A 20,846-nucleotide genomic window follows, 5' to 3' on the forward strand; every position below is an offset into this window, starting at 1 on the left:
GAAACCACCCACAGTCATGTTACTGTGGGTGGTCTAATTTTTGCCATTTCACTAGGCTATTGCTGTATGAATACTGCTATGACGTTACCTATTCGTCTAAAAGGTCAGTTAATTACCTTTGCTCAAGGAATATTGACTCTGGTGCTGACTCTTTTAGGGCTTCTTGTCATCACTTTTACGCTTTCTGCTCTTTCACCGGTTGATCCCGTCTTACAAATTGTTGGTGATCACGCAAGCCTCGAAACCTATAACCAAGTAAAACATGAATTAGGGCTAGATTTACCTATCTACATGCAGTTTTTTCATTATGTAGAAGCGCTGTTACAAGGGCATTTAGGTACAGCAACATCAACAGGCCAACCTGTTCTCGATGATTTATTAGCAACTTTTCCCGCTACATTAGAATTAGCCACTGTTGCATTACTGATTGGTGCCAGTCTTGGTATTTTCTTCGGTGTTTTATGTGCGCGTTTTGTGGGAACACCTCTCGATTTTATTTTGCGAATTCTGACGCTATTAGGCAGCTCAGTCCCTATTTTCTGGCTAGGTTTGATTCTGCTATTGCTTTTCTATGCCACATTACAATGGACGGCAGGCCCCGGACGATTAGACGATATTTATCAATTCACCATCGAACCTGTAACAGGTTTTGCACTAATTGATACGTTATTAGCTGGCGATAAAGATGCTTTTTTTAATGCGATATCTCACCTTATTTTACCGGTTTCTTTATTAGCTTATTTTGCCCTTGCTTCTATTACTCGCTTAACTCGTTCAGCCTGTTTAAACGAAATGAATAAAGAGTATGTCACGTTAGCAAGAGCAAAAGGTATTGGTGAGTTGCGTATTCTTTTTTATCACGTACTGCCTAATATTCGTGGTGTCTTAATGACCATTATCGCCTTGTCTTACACTGGCATGTTAGAAGGTGCCGTATTAACAGAAACTGTCTTTTCTTGGCCGGGAATTGGTCGATATCTCACAACAGCGCTTTTTGCGGGTGATACCACAGCCATTATGGGCGGTACTTTAATTATCGGTTTATGCTTTGTCTTTATTAATAATATGACCGATATCGTTATTCGTTTGACTGATCCGAGGCTCCGCTAATGTCATTTCCATTTTTAAGAAAAATAGCGCGTTCGCCTTCCGCATTTATCGGTTTATCGTTGCTTATTGCCCTGTTAATTATTGCTATTTTTGCACCTTGGTTAGCTCCTTACGATCCGAATTGGCAACATGCTGCCCAACGTTTATTAGCACCTAATGCTGAACATTGGTTAGGCACAGATAATTACGGACGCGATATTCTTTCTCGTCTTATCTATGGTACTCGCCCAATGCTGGGTTTAGTGGGGCTGGTGGCGCTTATTACGCTACCTTTAGGATTATTAATTGGGATTTTATCTGGGTATTACGGTGGTTGGACTGAGCGTATTTTAATGCGATTCACTGATATTGTGATGTCGATGCCTTCTCTTATTCTCGCCTTCGCCTTTGTCGCAATGTTGGGGCCCGGTCTGCTAAATGGTGCATTAGCACTGGCTTTAACGGCATGGCCGGCTTATGCACGACAATCTCGTAGTGAAATTCAGCATTTACGCAATAGTGATTATCTTGCTGCTGCCGAAATGATGGGAATTAAAGGTATTCGACTGTTATGGGGACATATCTTACCACTATGTTTACCGTCAGCCATTGTACGTTTAGCGCTGAACTTAGCCGTGATTATTCTCGCAGCAGCCGGATTGGGCTTCCTTGGATTAGGTGCACGCCCACCGATGGCGGAATGGGGAGCGATGATCGCAGAAGGTATGCCCGTTATTTTTGATCAATGGTGGGTTGCGGCTATTCCGGGCACGGCAATTTTAATCAGCAGTTTGGCATTTAATTTATTGGGTGATGGATTACGTGATGTATTGGGAGATACCCATGAATAAAACACCGTTAATTGAGGTAAACAACCTCTGTATCGACTTTCCAAAGGCGAGAGTTGTCAATAATGTCTCTTTTACTTTGGGGCAAGAACGTTTGGCGGTTGTTGGTGAATCTGGCTCTGGCAAATCAATGACCGCTCGCGCATTAATGGGGCTTGTTCGTCAACCGGGAAAAGTCAGTGCAGAGACACTCAATTTACAGGGAAATAATCTATTAGATTTTTCGTCTCGCCAATGGAATAACATTCGTGGTAATACGATTTCAATGGTATTACAAGATCCTCGCTATGCATTAAATCCTGTAAAAACCATTTATCAGCAAGTAGAAGAGACCGTAAAACAACATCAAAAGCTTTCACGCCAAGACAGGCGTCAACTTATCATCGATACTCTGCTGTCTGTCGGATTACCTGAACAAAATATTTATCGTTATCCCGGTGAATTATCAGGTGGTATGGGGCAACGAGCGATGATAGCTATTGCGCTAATTAATAACCCTACTATTTTAATTGCTGATGAACCGACATCTGCACTTGATGCTCAGCTTCGCCATCAAATTCTTGAACTGATCACCACTCAATGTGAACAACGTAACATGGGCTTATTACTGATTAGCCATGACTTACCCCTTGTTGCTGAGTATTGCGAGCGCGTAATGGTGATGTATCAAGGCGAGCAAGTTGATGAACTCGATGCTAAAGCGTTACCGACTGCCACACATCCTTATACTCGTACTCTTTGGACATGTAGACCTAATGCAAGCACTTATGGCACTCAATTGCCCGTATTAGATAGAACGCTTAATTTTAAGGGGCTACATTATGCTAATTGATATTCATGATTTACATGTTCAATTCGAACAAGGCAAACAAGCAAAGCACGTTGTAAAAGGGATCAATCTACATGTTCAACAAGGCGAAACCTTCAGTTTAATTGGTCGTTCTGGTTGTGGAAAATCGACTGTTTTGCGCGTGATAGCAGGATTATTGCCAAATTGGCAAGGTGATATATCGCTTCTAGGGCAAACAATTAAACCTCAACAACGTTTTCATGGAACATTACGCCGTAATATACAAATGGTATTTCAAGATCCCTACGCCTCTTTACACCCTCAACACCGTATTGAACGTGCGTTTTCTGAACCTTTAAAAATTCACCAAATTCCTTTTGATAAAGAGACAATTGAGCAAGCATTAGCCCAAGTTGGTTTGCCTGCCGATGTGACGAGTCGTTATCCTCATCAACTTTCGGGTGGACAACGTCAACGCGTCGCCATTGCAAGAGCCCTTTTATTGCAACCTCAACTATTACTGTTAGATGAACCAACTTCAGCGCTAGATATGTCAGTGCAAGCCGAGATCTTAAACCTGCTTAACACGCTGAAAAAACAACATAATATGACTTATTTACTTGTCAGCCATGATGCTGATGTTATCGCACATATGTCGGATAGAGCGGCATTAATGGAAAATGGTGAATTGACACAACATTATGATCGAGATGCGTTATCAAAAGGAATACATCGTCTCGATTGAGATAAAAGAGAATAAATAAAAGAAAGGAACCGAGCAGTATTACGTTATTAATACTGCTCTTTTTAATAGTACTGTTTAGTCGTACCGTTTTTTAAGTATTCTGCGCTGTGTTTAAACTAATAAGCCCGGGAAAATAGAACGTAATCCGGTCACAATAAATTCAATACCTAACGACATTAATAATAAGCCCATTATACGCGTAACCACGTTAATGCCAGTTTGCCCTAAATATTTCACTAAAAGTGTTGCGCTGCGAAACAGCAACCAACAACAAAATGCAAAAAAGATACTGGTTGCAGCTAATCCTAAGAAGTTAGTAAAACCTTCCCAACGAGAACTCCACACAATACAAGAACTGATTGCTCCGGGTCCTGCCATTAATGGTAATGCTAAAGGCACAACAGCAACACTATTACGTACTGCGGATTCGTTTCGTTCTTGATTGTTTTGTTTATCTTCTCCTAAACGCCCATTTATCATGGTCATTGCAATAGTAACAATCAGCATTCCCCCTGCTATACGAAACGAGTCGATAGAAATACCGAAAATGCTCAGTATAGAATCACCGATTAGCAGAGAAGAAACTAAAATAATTGCAACGGAGCCATTCGCAATTAAGTTTGTTTTGTTACGCCCTGCATCAGTTTGATAACTCGTCATACTGATAAAAACAGGCAAAATACCAATTGGGTTTACAATCGCAAAAAGACCGACAAAAAATTTAATATAACCGGATAAATCCAGCAGTGACCCCATGAAAAGCCCCTTCTTGGCTAATAAACATGCGAATTATTCTATAAAAGATAGAGTAACTCCAAAAAATGCGCGTTACTTTAAATCAATAAACCAGTTAATTCTATTAGTTAACAAGTTTTTACCTAAAATATTCTCTTGTAAACCGATCAAAACCTAGTGGTTTAATTTTATATCGAAATAAACTGTACGACAAAAAAATCGTTGAACATTTATTACATATAAGAATCATTCTCATAAATAGCTTTGCTGAAAGGTGTCAGCTTGCCAATTTTGTGATATAAATCACGTTAATTAATTAGAAAGATGGTAAGCTGTTATCATTCGAAGAAAGAGGGTTACTTCGAAAATATATTTGTCTTTATTATTGTTTTTTTTAAGTTTTTTAAGCAAATTATGCCCTCTAATAATTATTACTGAAATAAGCACACTATCATCTATCTAGGCTATTCTTATTAGTTATGATGAAAACGGCTAATTTGCTTAAAAAATTTAACATTTTATCAGGAGTCTCTTTATGTCTGTAACTAACGTTACTGAACTCAATGATTTGGTTGCTCGTGTAAAAAAAGCTCAACGTGAATTTGCTAACTTCTCTCAAGAACAAGTTGATGCCATTTTCCGTGCTGCTGCATTAGCTGCCGCTGATGCTCGTATTCCTCTTGCAAAATTGGCTGTTAAAGAGTCTGGTATGGGTATCATTGAAGATAAAGTGATTAAAAACCACTTCGCTTCTGAGTATATCTACAATGCGTATAAAGACGAAAAAACCTGCGGGATCTTATCTGAAGATCTGACTTATGGCACAATGACCATCGCTGAACCTATTGGGATCATCTGTGGTATCGTACCAACAACTAACCCAACTTCTACTGCGATTTTTAAAGCATTAATTAGCTTAAAAACACGTAATGGTATTATCTTCTCTCCACACCCTCGTGCAAAAGAAGCAACAAACCGTGCTGCTGAAATCGTCTTAAATGCAGCTATCGCAGCAGGCGCACCAAAAGATATTATCGGTTGGATTGATGAGCCTTCAGTCGCTCTATCTAACGCATTAATGCACCATGATGATATTAACCTGATCTTAGCGACAGGTGGTCCAGGCATGGTTAAAGCCGCGTATAGTTCGGGTAAACCCGCTATCGGTGTTGGTGCAGGTAATACGCCAGTTGTTATTGATGACTCTGCTGATATCAAACGTGCAGTAGCTTCAATCTTAATGTCTAAAACTTTCGATAACGGTGTAATTTGTGCATCAGAGCAATCTGTTATCGTTGTTGACAGCATTTATAAACAAGTTCGTGAGCGTTTCTCTACTCACGGCGGTTACATGCTGACAGGTAAAGAATTAAAAGCTGTTCAAGATATCATTTTAAAAGACGGTAACTTAAACGCAGCCATTGTGGGTCAACCTGCAACAAAAATTGCTGAAATGGCTGGCATTGAAGTACCCGTAAATACCAAAATTTTAATTGGTGAAGTAAAAGAAACAACAGAAGCTGAGCCGTTTGCTCACGAAAAATTATCTCCACTATTAGCAATGTATCATGCTCAATCATTTGAAGATGCCGTGCTAAAAGCTGAAAAATTAGTTGAGATGGGTGGTATCGGTCATACTTCTTGCTTATATACAGACCAAGATAACTGCCCTGAACATGTTGCCTACTTCGGCGACAAGATGAAAACATCTCGTATTTTAATCAATACTCCAGCATCTCAAGGTGGTATTGGTGACTTATACAACTTTAAACTTGCTCCTTCTCTAACATTAGGTTGTGGTTCATGGGGTGGTAACTCCATATCTGAAAACGTAGGGCCAAAACACCTTATCAACACTAAAACCGTGGCGAAAAGAGCAGAGAATATGTTGTGGCATAAACTTCCTAAATCTATTTACTTCCGCCGTGGTTGTTTACCTATCGCACTGGAAGAGATTGCGACTGATGGTAAAAAACGTGCCTTTATCGTGACCGATGGTTTCTTATTCAACAATGGTTATGTTGATGAAGTCACTCGTGTACTGAAAAAATTCGGTGTTGAAACAGAAGTCTTCTTTGAAGTTGAAGCAGATCCAACATTAAGCGTTGTGCGTAAAGGCGCAGAACAGATGAACAGCTTTAAACCTGACGTGATCATCGCATTAGGTGGTGGTTCACCAATGGATGCTGCAAAAATCATGTGGGTTATGTATGAGCACCCAGAAACTCATTTCGAAGAATTAGCATTACGCTTTATGGATATCCGTAAACGTATTTACAAATTCCCGAAAATGGGTGTGAAAGCACAAATGGTTGCTATCACAACAACATCAGGTACAGGCTCTGAAGTAACACCATTTGCAGTAGTAACTGATGATGAAACAGGTCAGAAATATCCATTAGCAGACTATGCATTAACACCAGATATGGCTATCGTTGATGCAAACCTTGTTATGAATATGCCTAAATCTCTGTGTGCATTTGGTGGTTTAGATGCTGTAACTCACGCATTAGAAGCTTACGTTTCTGTATTAGCGAACGAATATTCTGATGGACAAGCACTGCAAGCATTAAAATTACTGAAAGAATATCTGCCTGCAAGTTATCATGAAGGTGCTAAAAACCCTGTTGCTCGTGAGCGTGTTCATAATGCTGCAACTATTGCAGGTATCGCTTTTGCTAACGCATTCTTGGGTGTTTGTCACTCAATGGCGCATAAATTAGGCTCTGAGTTCCATATTCCTCACGGTTTAGCTAATGCGTTATTAATTTCAAACGTTATTCGTTACAACGCTAATGACAACCCAACAAAACAAACTGCATTTAGCCAATACGACCGTCCTCAAGCACGTCGTCGTTATGCAGAAATTGCTGACCACTTAGAACTTTCAGCACCGGGTGACCGTACTGCTGCTAAAATTGAGAAATTATTAGCTTGGTTAGAAGAAATGAAATCTTCATTAGGTATTCCATCTTCTATTCGTGAAGCAGGCGTCCAAGAAAGTGATTTCTTAGAAAGAGTTGATAAATTATCTGAAGATGCATTTGACGATCAGTGTACTGGTGCTAACCCACGTTACCCACTGATCTCTGAACTAAAACAACTGTTATTAGATTCTTACTACGGTCGTGAATTTAATGAACATCCCGTTGTTGAAGTGAAAGAAGAGACAAAACCTGCTAAAAAAAGCAGTAAAAAATAATCGAAACACGCTGTGTTAGTGTGATCCTCAATATTTCGATTATTTGTTCTTAAATAAAAACCCAGTCCTATGGCTGGGTTTTCTTATGGCTTATTATTTATCTATATACATTTCGCTACTGATTTTTAAGATTGAGGAATATGGCGAGGTAAGTCACTATTTAGTCACAAATAATAAGTATTTACACTTAGTTGATAGGTTCAATTTTTACTATAAAAATAGTGCCTGCCTTTATATGTTTATAATTGGCTCTAAAAAAGGCGTTGAGCTACTTATCTCTTAAGTTACATCATTGCATTACCACATTATAAAAAGTGTCTTGTGAGCGATTACAGGGCTTGTCAAACTCCTCTCCTCTTTCATTAGTTGGTATAATTATTTCACTCTTACCTTATTCCCTTCATAAAATGACTATAACGAAATGTTATTTGAAACCATTGTGTTTGCGTTACGATTTGCAATCGTACTTTTATTCTTATCTGATAAAAAATAAATAGACTTAATCACATTGATTATTAATTAGTGATCAAAATATAGAAATCTAAATATTTTATATCTCTAGTTATCTTGGATTTATAAGAAACATAGTTTCAATAAAATATTATCAAAATGAGGTTTGTTATCTTGAGTCTGCTAAAGTAATAGCGTAATAAAGGTCGCTATTTGTGCATTCCACTTAGAAATTACTCCTTTAGGAGTATGAAAGGAGCCTGTTTATCCGTATTAACTGGCATACAGCGAAGTGTTTTATTTATTCAATAACAACTTGAGCATCCCATAATCAGCATCTATAAAACCCGATATAAATGTTTCATTATACCAACCATAGATAAAAGAAATATTTCTTAGTATTTTATGACTATCTTTATTCAATTTTATTAAACTATGAATAATATAAATGCATCAAATGTCTCTTTCTCTTATCATTTGTAAAAAACAATATCGACATCACAAAACAAACACCTTACGTATATTTGATTATGTCTTTTTTGATTAATGATAATGAAATCGATGAAATAAATAAATTTTCCCATAAAAAATAACATATCTTCACAGAAGAAAATCAACCGCACTGCAATTTGATATAAAAAAAGCCAATAAATTGGCTAAAATTTAAAAATATATAAACATTTTTTAGTATTATGTAATATAACACTTTATTTGAATTCTTATTTCATCCCCCTCTTTCACTCTGACAAATTAGTAAAAGAGGGAAAATGAAAAGGTTACTCTTGTTCAATACACCCTTTTAGTGTTGCCTGTGTATAATGCTTACGGCAGACTGAAACATATTTTTCATTTCCACCAATTTCAACTTGAGCACCATCACTCAGTACATTTCCTTTATCATCTAAGCGTAATACTTTATTCGCCTTTCTACCGCAGTAACATACTGTTTTAAGTTCTACGAGTTTATCAGCCCATGCTAATAAATAAGCACTACCAGTAAATAACTCACCTCTAAAATCCGTTCTTAGCCCATATGTGAGAACGGGAATATCATAGGTATCCGTTATTTCGCAAAGTTGTTCAACATGTGCCTTACTTAAAAATTGGCACTCATCAATCAATACACAGTGAATAGGCTGTTTGTTATGCTCAGCAACAATAACGTCACGAATATTCATATCATCACTAAAGAGTAATGCATCCGCACTTAATCCTATTCTTGAGCTAATCTTTCCCTTTGCAAAGCGTGTATCAATAGCCGCAGTAAAAATCAATGTGCGCATTCCTCGTTCATTATAGTTATAAGAGGATTGCAATAAAGATGTTGATTTTCCAGCATTCATGGCTGAATAATAAAAGTAAAGCTGAGCCATCAGCTCTCTCCTTAAATAGCGTTTATTTTCACGAGCGACAGTCTAACATAAACAATCTACAAGTTATCCATAACAAATATTTATTACCTTTATTTCTATTCTAGATATACCGCCGAAAGATGAAGTTCGTTGTTAATGCTAATTTTTGCTTAAAAAATAAATAGCTTTAATAAGTACTTAACATATTAAAACACACCTTGATATACCTTTATTAAAGTATGAAAGTTAGTCCGATTCCATTTTTAGAAAAAAGTCCGTTATTATAAAAAAATGAACAAAGCTTTCTATTCTTTAGCATTAGCGCTATCATCAGTTAAAAGATGCATTTCCTTACTAATATTTCCTTTATTGACTAAAGATGCCTCAACTTTTATTATTTTTTTCGTTGAGATATTAGTTTAAAAAAAAGAAATTTTACGTAAGGTTTGTATTTAGGTATTGCAGAAATTTAAATAGCAATCTATTATTAGTATTACATCAGCCAACAACATTTATTTGAGACCAGGAAAATGAGCGAATCTTTAAAAATATTAAATAACATCCGTACTCTCCGCGCACAAGCAAGAGAAACTTCTTTAGAAACTTTAGAAGAAATGCTGGAGAAACTCGAAGTTGTCGTTAATGAGCGTCGTGAAGAATTCTCATTAGAAAAAGCAGCTGAAGAAGAACGTGTTCAGAAATTACAAAAATACCGTGAAATGTTAGAAGAAGCCGGTATTGATCCAACAGACTTACTTGAAGCAAGTGCTGTTAATAAAACTGGCCGTGCTAAACGCGCAGCTCGCCCAGCTAAATACTCTTACGTTGATGAAAATGGTGAAACTAAAACTTGGACAGGCCAAGGTCGTACACCAGCTGTAATCAAACGTGCTATTGATGAAGAAGGCAAATCATTAGACGATTTCCTGCTGTAATTTAAGTCAATACTCTATTTGAAATACCCTTTTAATTATTTAAAAGGGTATTTTCTTGTTTACCTCATTTAATTTAAACAAGCGTTTAATTTTAATAGTGCTGATGTTGTTTGTATTAGATGTAGGTAAGCAAAAATAAAAAATGTAATAACTACGTTATTTATTTTTATTTATAATGAAAAAGGAGCTTTTATAGCTCCTTTTTTCTTTGATTTAATTAAACTAATATTATTAATTTTTATAATAACTTAAATACCAATCAACAAACTGTTTTACGCCATATTCTACTTCTGTATTCGGCGAAAAACCAATTGTCTCAGACAAATCTTGGCAATCAGCACAAGTAGAAAGAACATCACCGTCTTGCATCGGCATTAAATTCAATTTAGCTTTAATATTGAGTGATTTTTCTATCGCTTCAATAAATGCCATCAATTTAGTCGGTTGCCCATTACCCACATTATAGATTTTATAAGGTGCAGAACTTGACGATGTTTCACCTTTTTCTACTGTCCAGTTTTCATCTGCTTCAGGTATAACATTAACTAATCGAACTACTGATCCCACAATATCATCAACATAAGTGAAATCACGTGTCATATTGCCACCGTTATAAACATCAATAGGTTCACCAGCTAACATTGCTTTAGTGAACTTAAATAATGCCATGTCAGGGCGACCCCAAGGGCCATATACCGTGAAGAAACGTAATCCAGTTGTCGGTAATTGATATAGATGTGAATAACTATGAGACATTAACTCATTAGCTTTCTTTGTTGCTGCATATAATGAAACTGGATGATCAACACTATCTTCTGTTGAGAAAGGCTGTTTCTGATTTAAACCATAAACAGAGCTTGAAGATGAGTAGATAAGATGTCCAACTTTATTATGGCGACATCCTTCTAATATATTAATATGACCAACGATATTCGCATCAATATATGCCATTGGATTTTCAATCGAGTAGCGAACACCCGGTTGAGCCGCTAAATGAATAACTCGGTCAAATTGGTGTGATGCAAATAATTGAGCCACTTTTACTGAGTCAACAATATCAAGTTTCTCAAAATGGAAATTTTCTAGCTGTTGTAATTTAGCTAATCGAGCTTCTTTTAAGCGCACATCATAATAATCATTAAGGTTATCTATTCCGACAACATGATAACCCATTTCGATTAAACGCTGACTCATATGATAGCCAATAAAACCCGCAGCACCTGTTACCAATATTTTCATATTATCACTCAAATAACCCAATAATTTATTTTTATGTCAACGCTATCATGCTTAATATCACCTTGATTAAACATCATAACGCTTAACATCGTCATACATTACAGAAATCAACATGGCTCAATACTAAATGCATTGAGCCATACCTTAATCTCTTACAATCGCTTTATCTAGCTTTTCCCATAAAATAATCAGCTTATTACGCAGCGTGCATTTACAGGAATTATACAATGAGATTAACCATATAAATGATTATTAATAAACTTTATATCACTGTATCTTTAATGATTTTAGCCATTGTGCAAAATCTTCGCCAAACTCTTCGTGCTGTATTCCGTACTCTACGAAGGCTTTCATATATCCTAGTTTATTACCACAATCGTGGCTTTTCCCTTGTAGGTGATAAGCTTCAACAGGTTCTTTTTCAATCAGCATTGCGATCGCATCAGTTAACTGAATTTCATCTCCGGCACCCGGTGCGGTTTTCGCTAATAATGGCCAAATACTTTCAGATAACACATAACGCCCTACGATAGATAAATTCGAAGGAGCTTCTTCTTTCTTAGGCTTTTCAACAACACGAGTAATTGGTTTACTATCACCTGGACATAAATTTTCGCCCATGCAATCAACAATACCATAATTAGAGACTTCATCTTCAGGAACAGGTTCAACAAGGATTTGACTTGCGCCTGAACGTTCAAAATGAGAAAGCATCTCTCTTAAGTTAACTTTTGTTAAATCCGCACTGTATCTATCTAAAATAACATCAGGCAGGATAACAGCGAAAGGTTCATCACCAATTAGTGGCTTAGCACATAAAATGGCATGACCTAATCCTTTTGCTATTCCCTGACGAGTTTGCATAATAGTGACATGGCTTGGACAAATGCCTTGTACTTCTTCTAATAACTGACGTTTTACTCGTTTTTCTAAAATCGCTTCTAATTCAAAACTCGTATCAAAATGGTTTTCAATTGAATTTTTAGATGAATGTGTAACAAGCACAATTTCATTAATACCTGCTGCAATACATTCATTCACTACATATTGAATAAGAGGCTTATCAACCACAGGCAACATCTCTTTTGGAATTGCCTTGGTTGCAGGTAGCATTCTTGTGCCTAATCCAGCAACAGGGATCACCGCTTTTCTAACTTTACGCACTGCTGATGACATTATACTTCTCCTGCAATTCGTACCGTTCTACTTTCAAATGTGAATGGGTACAATTAAAAATAATCGCCAGAGTATACCAGCTAATATCTAAGGATAAACAGAGCCCTACCCGTTAATTGAGATAGTTCTTCATTTATGTTTAATATATGCACGATATTCTGTTTTTATTTAATCTAAATTTAACTTTTATAGATAGGGGAAAACATTAATTTAATCTGATTTGTGTTATCCCAAATTTTACATTGCCAATTTGTTCCCTCGCATTTTACTTGATTAATATATAAAAGTTGCAACGTACCTAAAGGGACACCACTATTTAATTCGAATTTTTTACTTTCTGTTTTTATTTCAGCTTTTAAACCTGCTGATGCTAATAGTATATTTTTTTTCTGAGTATGATAATAACCGAGTGTAATAGGAAATTGCCCTTTTACTCCAATCTCATTAAGCATTTTATTTAGTTTATTCAACATATTATACATACTTGGCAAAGATCGCACTTTTTCTGATGACTTTAATACATCATTAAAAACAACCCGTAAGAGTAAAGCAACCAAAAGCCCATTTTCATCATCTCTTGATATATCGACACAATAGAAAATAATTTGATCTTCTGATAAAGCCGCAATATCAAATAATAAACCCATTTTAGCGATATCATTTAATTGGCGATAATTAACGCAATATCCCGCAACAACTTGCTTAACCTGAGGTTGCATCTGTTTTATGAACGACTGAATATAATGGGTATCTTTTCGTAAGCTATTCCAAAGTGGTTCTAAATGTATACCTTCTATTAATACTGATTCAAAAAATCCAGGGCATAATACTTCAATGACTTTTTGTTTTAATTTATCAAGATGTGTTATTGGCTTAAGGAAAATCTCTTGTGCCCCTAAACGCAACATATCATCTATCTCAGCCATATTATCTGTACATGAAATAGCAATAACAGGAATAGCCAATTTTCGTTGTTCAAGATGACACAAAAAAGTGGGTCCATTCATTACTGGCATACGGATATCACATAAAATAAGATCAGGGAGCAATCCTCCCTCTAATAAAGATAATGCTTGGCTGCCATTATCAGTTGTATAGACACAAGCCTTCTCATGTGAGAAATATTCCGTCAACATGGTACGAAAAACGACCTCATCATCAATTATTAAGATTTTTTTACCCACTAAGGCTTTGTTCATTGGTGACTCCGGTAACTATCGTTTCACATGCTGATTAATTAGCGCTACATTATTAGTTTAGTTCAACATTGACGTTAATTATTCCCAATCGTTACTTTTTTCAATCTATGGGAAATCGTCATACTGATAACGTGAGTTAGGACATTATTTTGTCGAGTTTATGCCCCTGTAATAGCCAATTATTCTACTCTGATTGCTGTGAGCCTTACCATTTAGGTCAAAAAAACGCCCCAACAGCAGAAGCATTGATGCGTTCGCGTTATAGCGCGTTTGTTAAACATGATGCTGATTACTTAATAAAGTCGTGGCATCCTTCTTGCCGTGTTGCATCCTTGCATGATGAATTAGTTTCAGGTTTTCCAAATACACAATGGCTTGGACTTAATATTATCTCATCACAAGCGAGCACAAATAAAAATGAGGCATATGTTGAATTCTCGGCTTGCTTTATTGAAAGAAATGCCGATGATAAACAGTACTTACATGAACGCTCTCGTTTTCTAAAAATAGATGACTGTTGGTTTTATATTGACGGTGTGAAACCGAAAGTGGGACGAAACGATCCCTGCCCTTGTGGCTCAGGACGTAAATACAAAAAATGTTGTGAAAATAACATCAAATAACTGCAAACACAGAAGTAAAAGAAAGGATTTATCCATACATGCAACACCAAAATACTCAAAAAAAAATACTGCGTACTATTTGCCCTGATGCAAAAGGACTTATCGCTAAAATCACGAATATTTGCTACAAACATCAATTAAATATTGTTCAAAATAGTGAATTTGTTGATCATCGTACAGGTCGCTTTTTTATGCGCACCGAGCTGGAAGGTATCTTTAATGATGAAACCTTTCTTGCGGATTTAGATGATGCTTTACCACAAGGTTCAAAACGCGAATTAAATACCGCAGGCCGTCGTCGCATTGTCATTATGGTGACAAAAGAAGCACACTGCTTGGGTGACTTATTAATGAAAAGTGCATTTGGTGATTTGGATGTTGAAATTGCCGCTGTCATTGGTAACCACGACACGTTAAAACATTTAGTAGAACAATTTGGTATTCCTTTCCATCTTGTTAGCCATGAAGGCTTAACTCGTGATCAACATGATGAGAAGTTAATTGCACAAATTAATCAATACAAACCTGATTATGTTGTGCTCGCAAAATATATGCGTGTATTAACACCGGCATTTGTACAAAACTTCCCAAATCAAATTATTAATATTCACCACTCCTTCTTACCTGCCTTTATTGGTGCACGTCCTTACCATCAGGCTTATGAGCGCGGTGTTAAAATCATTGGTGCAACAGCACACTACGTAAATGATAATTTAGATGAAGGCCCAATCATCACTCAAAACGTGATTAATGTTGACCATACGTTTTCTGCTGAAGATATGATGAGAGCGGGTCGAGATGTTGAAAAAAATGTTCTTAGCCATGCTTTATATTGGGTACTTTCACAACGCGTTTTCGTTTACGGTAACAGAACCATCATTTTATAAGTTTTCTGTCACTAATAACGCACACAGTACGGCTATCTAAATGTAAACCGCGATATAAAGCATATCGCGGTTTATTTTTTATCCCTTATTAATATGGATCATATTGCTTAAAATCAATACGATAGCGCATAAAGCTTGAACAGTACGCACATTTTTACAGCAGTCAGTCGATTTTTAGCAAAATAGCGCTTTACAGATCTCAGGTATTTGGTATTATTGCGCCCGCTGTCACGGACAGCAAAACAATTTAATGTTGGTGGGATACCCAAGCGGCCAAAGGGAGCAGACTGTAAATCTGCCGTCACAGACTTCGAAGGTTCGAATCCTTCTCCCACCACCATCTCCTCTTAGCTTTACTCTCTAAAAATTCTTTTTATTCCATTTTATCAATTAAATCCAAAAATCGATTCAATACACTTGAGTGATACTTAGATTTATAGATATAACAGCTATACCGTATTTCAGGTTGAATTAATGGTATAAAGCATAAGTCTGCCTCAAATTCATTTTTCAATGGGTTTTCGTCAGTTAATAAAAGAGAATGATGCGTTTGAATAAAACGTAAACAGCAATTAAGATCATCCATTATTCTGACACACACGGTTTTTCCTCTATTCCCGATTTCACTCTCTAATTTTTTTATCTTAGCTGTCTTGTATAATGCGGGATCACATAACCATATATTTTCACTTAAAAGCCTATCAATATTATTATTCATACTATTCGCGAGTATTTTTTGACAACAAATACCTAAGTATTTATTTTCTATTTTATGAAGAAGGCTAAATTTTTCACTAATAATTTTATCAGAGCTTAATATTAATGTATTACCATCATAGTCGGGTATTTCTTCAAAATTTTCTTTTGAAAATCGCATGATATTTATATGGGAATAATTTTTATTTGCCGCTTGATAAAACTGAGTTAAATACTGGCTTTTTCCCCAATCATAATAAACATGAATGCTATTGTTTATGATCCCCGAGATATGTTTTTTAGTTATCTCTTTTTCCTGAAGATAAAGCGATTTCAAATCATTATAAAGCTCAAGTCCTTCTTGGGTTAAACTCATACCAAACTTTTCTCGCTTAAATAAACGCTTTCCTAACACGGCTTCAAAGTCTTTGATAGATTTAGCGATAGGAGGTGTCGTGCGATTCATCACACGCGCGGCTTTACTTAACGAGCCATTTTCGACTACAGCCATAAAGGCTTCTAACTTACGAGAAAAAAACATAATTCACCATTCCTTTGCTGTGTAGAATAAAATAATTTCATCAATTCATTTAATGTAAATAAAATAGTGATTAATTAATTTAAAATTTAATTTTATATAAAAGCAGTTTTATATAAATATTCCTTTACCTCCTTTTAATGAATACAATTTATAACTACAATATTATTTTTATTATGTCATCATTCCTCACATATAAAGAATAATAATACTTATATTCTTCTATCAAAGATTAGTTTATGTTTCTAGTTTGTTTAATTAATATTTTTTGTTATGCAATTAATTATTTTTATTAAATTAGCACACTCTATTTAATGGCTTTTATTTTTATCTAATTTTATCTTTCTCTTGATAAGCCGTGCCATCATTTCAGTGATTGGCTTACATTCATTTTATGATCCTGCTAGTATAAGACATCCTATTATTCAATATATAAATGGTTACAGTCACATGAAATTTGTCTCTTTCAACATTAATGGTTTACGTGCTCGCCCTCACCAGCTTGAAGCTATCATAGAAAAACATCAGCCGGATGTTATTGGACTTCAAGAAACGAAAGTTCATGATGATATGTTTCCATTAGATACGGTGGGTGCTTTGGGTTATCACGTTTTCTATCATGGTCAAAAAGGGCATTATGGCGTTGCTTTACTCACAAAAGAAAAGCCAGTTGCAGTGCGTAAAGGCTTTCCGGGTGATGATGACGATGCTCAGCGCCGAATGATCATGGCTGATATCGAAACACCAGCGGGTTTATTAACAGTCATGAACGGTTATTTTCCTCAAGGTGAAAGCCGTGATCATGAGACTAAATTCCCAGCAAAAGAAAAGTTCTATGCTGATCTGCAAAATTACCTAACCACCAGCTTAAAACCAACCTCTCCAGTACTTATTATGGGTGATTTAAATATTAGCCCAACAGATAAAGATATCGGTATTGGCGAAAATAATATGAAGCGCTGGTTAAAAACAGGCAAATGTTCTTTCTTACCAGAAGAGCGTGAATGGCTGGCAACATTAATGGGTTGGGGATTAACAGATACATTCCGCCAGCAACATCCTGAAGCTGATGATAAATTCTCGTGGTTTGATTATCGTTCTAAAGGATTCGATGATAACCGAGGCTTACGTATTGACTTACTTCTAGCAAGTCGCTGCCTAGCGGATAATTGTATTTCAACAGGAATTGATTACGAGATCCGAGGAATGGAAAAGCCCTCTGATCACGCACCCGTTTGGGCTGAATTTAAAATCTAATTAAATTAAACCTTAATTCAATAAAAGCACTTCCCCGAGATAACAAAGGAAGTGCTTTTTATTTGTACTTACTTATCCGTTGTTGTTTCTTTACTCTGCGCTTTATTTTTTGCCGCGCTTGCTTTGTTATTTCCTTTAGTCGCTGCCTTACGCTTTTTATTATGCGCGGGTGCAGGAAGATTTCTGAAAGCTTGAATATTCGGACGACGTTTCGCTTGAGTAATCAACTCCATCAAGGTGTTATTTAATGGCATCATAAAATCTTGATATTTAAATTGCTTCTCACTAATTTGCGTCAGTATCGATTCCCAATGTGCAGTCATGTCCGGTAAAGTTGCCATATCTGGCAATACATGAATTAATGCTCTACCTGCTGGGGTTGAGTTAATGGCTCGCCCTTTCTTTTGCAAAAAACCACGCTTAAATAACAGCTCAATAATTCCCGCTCTTGTCGCTTCCGTACCTAATCCATCCGTCGCTCTTAGGATTTTCTTAAGTTCTTTATCTTGAACAAAGCGTGCAATTCCTGTCATCGCAGAAAGCAATGTTGCATCCGTAAAAGGTCTTGGAGGCTGCGTTTGTTTTTCAACAATCTCCCCTTTTTCACACAGCAACTCATCACCTTTAGCCACTACTGGCAATGCAGAACCATCATTTTCAGCATCCTGCTCTTTCGCACCTAATAATACTCGCCATCCTGCTTGCGCCAAAAAACGTGCTTTAGCGATAAACTTACCATTCTCAATATCAAGTTCAATAACGCATTTACGATAAACAGCATCAGGCATAAATTGCATTAGATATTGGCGAGCCACAAGATAATAAATATTCTTCTCATTTTCACTTAATGAGATATTACCCGTTTTTGCCGTTGGAATAATCGCATGGTGAGCATCAACTTTTTTGTCATCCCAGCAACGATTCTTTTTATCAATATCTAAGGTATCTTGCGGTAATAGGCTTGCATCATGTGTGCTAATCGCATTAATAACAGCATGACGACCCGCAAAATGTTCATCAGGTAAATAACGACTGTCAGAACGCGGATAAGTGATTAGTTTATGCGTTTCATAGAGTCGTTGGCATGTATCTAAGACTTGCTGTGCGCTTAAACCAAAGCGTTTTGCCGCTTCAATTTGTAACGCGGAAAGCGAAAAAGGAAGCGGTGCTATTTCAGATTCTTGCTTATCTTGATAATCCGTTACATTGGCAGGTTTGTCTTTAATTCGCTCAACAACATGCTCTGCAAGCTTACGATTTAATAATCGCCCTTCTTCATCTTGCCAAGGTTCACAGTGCTCGCTTGGCTGCCAAATCGCAGTAAAGCGTTCATCAGCAGGTGTTACAACATGAGCTTTAACTTCAAAGAAATCTTTAGGCACAAAATTTTCAATTTCTTCATCACGACGAACCACTAAGCCTAATACGGGTGTTTGTACTCGCCCCACGGACAATACACCTTGATAACCATTGCGTTGACCTAAAAGCGTATAGGCTCGAGTCATATTAATACCATAAAGCCAGTCTGCTCTTGCTCGTGCCAAAGCAGATACACACAATGGTACAAACTCATGGTTATAACGTAGTTTATCAATAGCACGCGTCACTGCCGCTGGGTTTAAGTCATTAATTAAGCAACGACGCGCCTGTTTCCTTTGATCTTCGCTGATATTTAAATAGTTAAGCACTTCATCAACTAAAAGCTGACCTTCACGATCGGGGTCTCCCGCGTGGATCACTTCTTTTGCTTGCTTAAGTAGTGTTTTGATGGTTTCTAGCTGTTTTTTAACATCAGCTCGGGGCTTGAGTTGCCATTTTTCAGGAATAATAGGCAAATCATCTAACGACCAGCGGGCGTACCGCGGGTCGTATGCATCCGGCTCAGCTTGTTCAAGTAAGTGACCAACACACCACGTCACATACTGGTTATCACCACAAAGAATAAAGCCATCGCCCCTTTTATGAGGCTTTGGCAATACATCAGCAATAGCGCGAGCAAGGCTGGGTTTTTCTGCAATAAATAATCTCATTACGTTAGTTAGTCACTTCAATCAACGCTTTTCCAGCTACTGGTGCAGTTAGCTCGCCAATAGACGTTAATTCGATATCAAAACGTGAAGCAACTTCTTTCACTTGTTCAACGGCTTCAGGCAATACGGCTAATAATAAGCCACCTGATGTTTGCGGATCACAAAGTAATTTACGTTGCATTTCAGTGATCTCACCAATTAAATGACCATAACTTTCAAAGTTACGACCTGTACCACCCGGAACACAGCCTTGTTCAATATAAGACTCTACTTCTGGTAATCTTGGTACTTGTGAGAAATGAATCGTAGCTTGTACACCAGAGCCGTCACAGATCTCGCTTAAATGCCCTAATAAACCGAATCCTGTAACGTCAGTCATTGCAGTGACGCCTTCGATATCAGAAAAATCAGAACCCGCTTTATTCATACGACACATAATTTCTGTCGCTAAACCTTGGTGCTCTGGTTTTAACAGACCTTTCTTCTCAGCTGTTGTTAATACACCGATCCCCAAAGGCTTCGTTAAAAAGAGCTGGCACCCTGCTTTAGCTTCACTGTTTTTCTTCACTTTGCTCACAGGTACGACACCTGTAACAGCAAGACCAAAAATAGGCTCTGGCGCATCGATTGAGTGACCACCAGCCAGCGAAATTCCTGCTTCTTGGCAAGCGGCTCGACCACCTTCAATCACTTCACGCGCGATTTCAGGTGCTAATTTATTAATAGGCCAGCCTAAAATAGCAATCGCCATAATAGGTTTTCCACCCATTGCAAAGATATCACTGATTGCATTTGTCGCAGCGATACGCCCAAAATCATAAGGGTTATCAACAATTGGCATAAAGAAATCAGTAGTGCTGATAATACCTGTACCATTTCCTAAATCATAAACAGCGGCATCATCTTTGGTTTCATTACCGACGAGTAAATGAGGATCATGAAATTTAGCTTGTTCGCTATGTAAAATGGTTTCTAAAACTTTTGGTGAGATTTTACAGCCACAACCTGCACCATGACTGTATTGTGTTAAACGAATTGCTTCAGACATAACATGC

17 protein-coding genes and 1 tRNA gene are annotated in these 20,846 nt (G+C 37.0%); 10 read left to right on the plus strand and 8 right to left on the minus strand.

Annotation, left to right across the window (positions count from 1 at the left end):
* Positions 1-66 precede the first annotated feature (66 nt).
* From EHE21_RS10495 to EHE21_RS10510, 4 genes are read left to right on the plus strand one after another with little or no spacing between them, the layout of a single operon-like run.
* Positions 67-1,110, plus strand: coding sequence for an ABC transporter permease (locus EHE21_RS10495; RefSeq protein ID WP_194950636.1), 1,044 nt, complete (start codon positions 67-69; stop codon positions 1,108-1,110).
* Positions 1,110-1,940 (plus strand): ABC transporter permease, encoded by an 831-nt coding sequence (locus EHE21_RS10500; RefSeq protein ID WP_194950637.1) that lies wholly within the window; start codon positions 1,110-1,112, stop codon positions 1,938-1,940. The genes EHE21_RS10495 and EHE21_RS10500 overlap by 1 nt, the downstream gene beginning before the upstream one ends.
* Positions 1,933-2,769 (plus strand): ABC transporter ATP-binding protein, encoded by an 837-nt coding sequence (locus EHE21_RS10505; protein WP_194950638.1) that lies wholly within the window; start codon positions 1,933-1,935, stop codon positions 2,767-2,769. Before EHE21_RS10500 ends, EHE21_RS10505 begins: the two co-directional genes overlap by 8 nt.
* Positions 2,756-3,472 (plus strand): ABC transporter ATP-binding protein, encoded by a 717-nt coding sequence (locus EHE21_RS10510; RefSeq protein ID WP_194952635.1) that lies wholly within the window; start codon positions 2,756-2,758, stop codon positions 3,470-3,472. Before EHE21_RS10505 ends, EHE21_RS10510 begins: the two co-directional genes overlap by 14 nt.
* A gap of 111 nt (positions 3,473-3,583) precedes the next feature.
* Here the strand turns inward: EHE21_RS10510 and EHE21_RS10515 are convergent, their stop codons facing one another.
* Positions 3,584-4,228, minus strand: a complete 645-nt coding sequence (locus tag EHE21_RS10515; protein ID WP_088495370.1) for a YchE family NAAT transporter — start codon at positions 4,226-4,228, stop codon at positions 3,584-3,586.
* Positions 4,229-4,742: 514 nt separating this feature from the next.
* Here EHE21_RS10515 and adhE point away from each other — a divergent pair.
* Positions 4,743-7,409, plus strand: coding sequence for a bifunctional acetaldehyde-CoA/alcohol dehydrogenase (gene adhE / locus EHE21_RS10520; RefSeq protein WP_194950639.1), 2,667 nt, complete (start codon positions 4,743-4,745; stop codon positions 7,407-7,409).
* A gap of 1,226 nt (positions 7,410-8,635) precedes the next feature.
* Here the strand turns inward: adhE and EHE21_RS10525 are convergent.
* Complete coding sequence (locus EHE21_RS10525; RefSeq protein WP_023581977.1) at positions 8,636-9,232, minus strand: thymidine kinase; 597 nt, start codon at positions 9,230-9,232, stop codon at positions 8,636-8,638.
* 509 nt (positions 9,233-9,741) lie between these two features.
* Here EHE21_RS10525 and hns point away from each other — a divergent pair.
* Positions 9,742-10,146 (plus strand): histone-like nucleoid-structuring protein H-NS, encoded by a 405-nt coding sequence (gene hns / locus EHE21_RS10530; RefSeq protein WP_088495367.1) that lies wholly within the window; start codon positions 9,742-9,744, stop codon positions 10,144-10,146.
* Positions 10,147-10,377: 231 nt separating this feature from the next.
* Here hns and EHE21_RS10535 read toward each other — a convergent pair whose 3' ends face one another.
* From EHE21_RS10535 to rssB, 3 genes are all read right to left on the minus strand, one after another.
* A complete protein-coding gene (locus EHE21_RS10535) occupies positions 10,378-11,385 on the minus strand; it encodes an NAD-dependent epimerase (RefSeq protein WP_194950640.1) in 1,008 nt (335 codons plus the stop codon).
* Between the two features lie 267 nt (positions 11,386-11,652).
* Positions 11,653-12,561, minus strand: a complete 909-nt coding sequence (gene galU / locus EHE21_RS10540) for a UTP--glucose-1-phosphate uridylyltransferase GalU (protein ID WP_194950641.1) — start codon at positions 12,559-12,561, stop codon at positions 11,653-11,655.
* A gap of 179 nt (positions 12,562-12,740) precedes the next feature.
* A complete protein-coding gene (rssB, locus tag EHE21_RS10545) occupies positions 12,741-13,745 on the minus strand; it encodes a two-component system response regulator RssB (protein ID WP_228766665.1) in 1,005 nt (334 codons plus the stop codon).
* Positions 13,746-13,909: 164 nt separating this feature from the next.
* On the opposite strand from rssB, the gene EHE21_RS10550 reads away from it, so the two are divergent.
* From EHE21_RS10550 to EHE21_RS10560, 3 genes are all read left to right on the plus strand, one after another.
* A complete protein-coding gene (locus EHE21_RS10550; protein ID WP_194950643.1) occupies positions 13,910-14,383 on the plus strand; it encodes a YchJ family protein in 474 nt (157 codons plus the stop codon).
* Positions 14,384-14,421: 38 nt separating this feature from the next.
* Entirely contained in the window at positions 14,422-15,270 is an 849-nt protein-coding gene (gene purU, locus EHE21_RS10555) for a formyltetrahydrofolate deformylase (RefSeq protein ID WP_069368973.1), read from the plus strand.
* A 255-nt stretch (positions 15,271-15,525) separates the two neighbouring features.
* Positions 15,526-15,610 (plus strand) — tRNA-Tyr (locus EHE21_RS10560).
* A 33-nt stretch (positions 15,611-15,643) separates the two neighbouring features.
* On the opposite strand, the gene EHE21_RS10565 is transcribed toward EHE21_RS10560, so the two are convergent.
* On the minus strand, positions 15,644-16,507 hold the full coding sequence (locus EHE21_RS10565; RefSeq protein ID WP_194950644.1) for a helix-turn-helix domain-containing protein: 864 nt from the start codon (positions 16,505-16,507) through the stop codon (positions 15,644-15,646).
* A gap of 447 nt (positions 16,508-16,954) precedes the next feature.
* Here EHE21_RS10565 and xthA point away from each other — a divergent pair, with 447 nt between their 5' ends.
* Complete coding sequence (xthA, locus tag EHE21_RS10570; RefSeq protein ID WP_088495362.1) at positions 16,955-17,761, plus strand: exodeoxyribonuclease III; 807 nt, start codon at positions 16,955-16,957, stop codon at positions 17,759-17,761.
* 68 nt (positions 17,762-17,829) lie between these two features.
* On the opposite strand, the gene EHE21_RS10575 is transcribed toward xthA, so the two are convergent.
* Both EHE21_RS10575 and selD read right to left on the minus strand, forming a co-directional pair.
* Positions 17,830-19,791 carry a DNA topoisomerase III gene (locus EHE21_RS10575; RefSeq protein WP_194950645.1) on the minus strand — a complete coding sequence of 654 codons (1,962 nt, stop codon included), beginning with the start codon at positions 19,789-19,791 and terminating at the stop codon, positions 17,830-17,832.
* Between the two features lie 4 nt (positions 19,792-19,795).
* Positions 19,796-20,839: a selenide, water dikinase SelD gene (gene selD / locus EHE21_RS10580; protein ID WP_088495360.1), complete on the minus strand. Its 1,044-nt coding sequence runs from the start codon at positions 20,837-20,839 to the stop codon at positions 19,796-19,798.
* Between the last annotated feature and the right edge of the window lie 7 nt (positions 20,840-20,846).

The sequence above is a fragment of the Proteus sp. GOKU genome, from assembly GCF_015475555.1.
GTDB classification, from domain to species: domain Bacteria; phylum Pseudomonadota; class Gammaproteobacteria; order Enterobacterales; family Enterobacteriaceae; genus Proteus; species Proteus mirabilis_B.

What these genes read in the sequence shown, in the direction of transcription:
- EHE21_RS10495 (WP_194950636.1), top strand. Translation starts at nt 67, where the DNA reads ATGAATACTGCTATGACGTTACCTATTCGTCTAAAAGGTCAGTTAATT.
- EHE21_RS10500 (WP_194950637.1), top strand. Translation starts at nt 1,110, where the DNA reads ATGTCATTTCCATTTTTAAGAAAAATAGCGCGTTCGCCTTCCGCATTT.
- EHE21_RS10505 (WP_194950638.1), top strand. Translation starts at nt 1,933, where the DNA reads ATGAATAAAACACCGTTAATTGAGGTAAACAACCTCTGTATCGACTTT.
- EHE21_RS10515 (WP_088495370.1), bottom strand. Translation starts at nt 4,228, where the DNA reads ATGGGGTCACTGCTGGATTTATCCGGTTATATTAAATTTTTTGTCGGT.
- adhE (WP_194950639.1), top strand. Translation starts at nt 4,743, where the DNA reads ATGTCTGTAACTAACGTTACTGAACTCAATGATTTGGTTGCTCGTGTA.
- EHE21_RS10525 (WP_023581977.1), bottom strand. Translation starts at nt 9,232, where the DNA reads ATGGCTCAGCTTTACTTTTATTATTCAGCCATGAATGCTGGAAAATCA.
- hns (WP_088495367.1), top strand. Translation starts at nt 9,742, where the DNA reads ATGAGCGAATCTTTAAAAATATTAAATAACATCCGTACTCTCCGCGCA.
- EHE21_RS10535 (WP_194950640.1), bottom strand. Translation starts at nt 11,385, where the DNA reads ATGAAAATATTGGTAACAGGTGCTGCGGGTTTTATTGGCTATCATATG.
- galU (WP_194950641.1), bottom strand. Translation starts at nt 12,561, where the DNA reads ATGTCATCAGCAGTGCGTAAAGTTAGAAAAGCGGTGATCCCTGTTGCT.
- purU (WP_069368973.1), top strand. Translation starts at nt 14,422, where the DNA reads ATGCAACACCAAAATACTCAAAAAAAAATACTGCGTACTATTTGCCCT.
- EHE21_RS10565 (WP_194950644.1), bottom strand. Translation starts at nt 16,507, where the DNA reads ATGTTTTTTTCTCGTAAGTTAGAAGCCTTTATGGCTGTAGTCGAAAAT.
- xthA (WP_088495362.1), top strand. Translation starts at nt 16,955, where the DNA reads ATGAAATTTGTCTCTTTCAACATTAATGGTTTACGTGCTCGCCCTCAC.
- EHE21_RS10575 (WP_194950645.1), bottom strand. Translation starts at nt 19,791, where the DNA reads ATGAGATTATTTATTGCAGAAAAACCCAGCCTTGCTCGCGCTATTGCT.
- selD (WP_088495360.1), bottom strand. Translation starts at nt 20,839, where the DNA reads ATGTCTGAAGCAATTCGTTTAACACAATACAGTCATGGTGCAGGTTGT.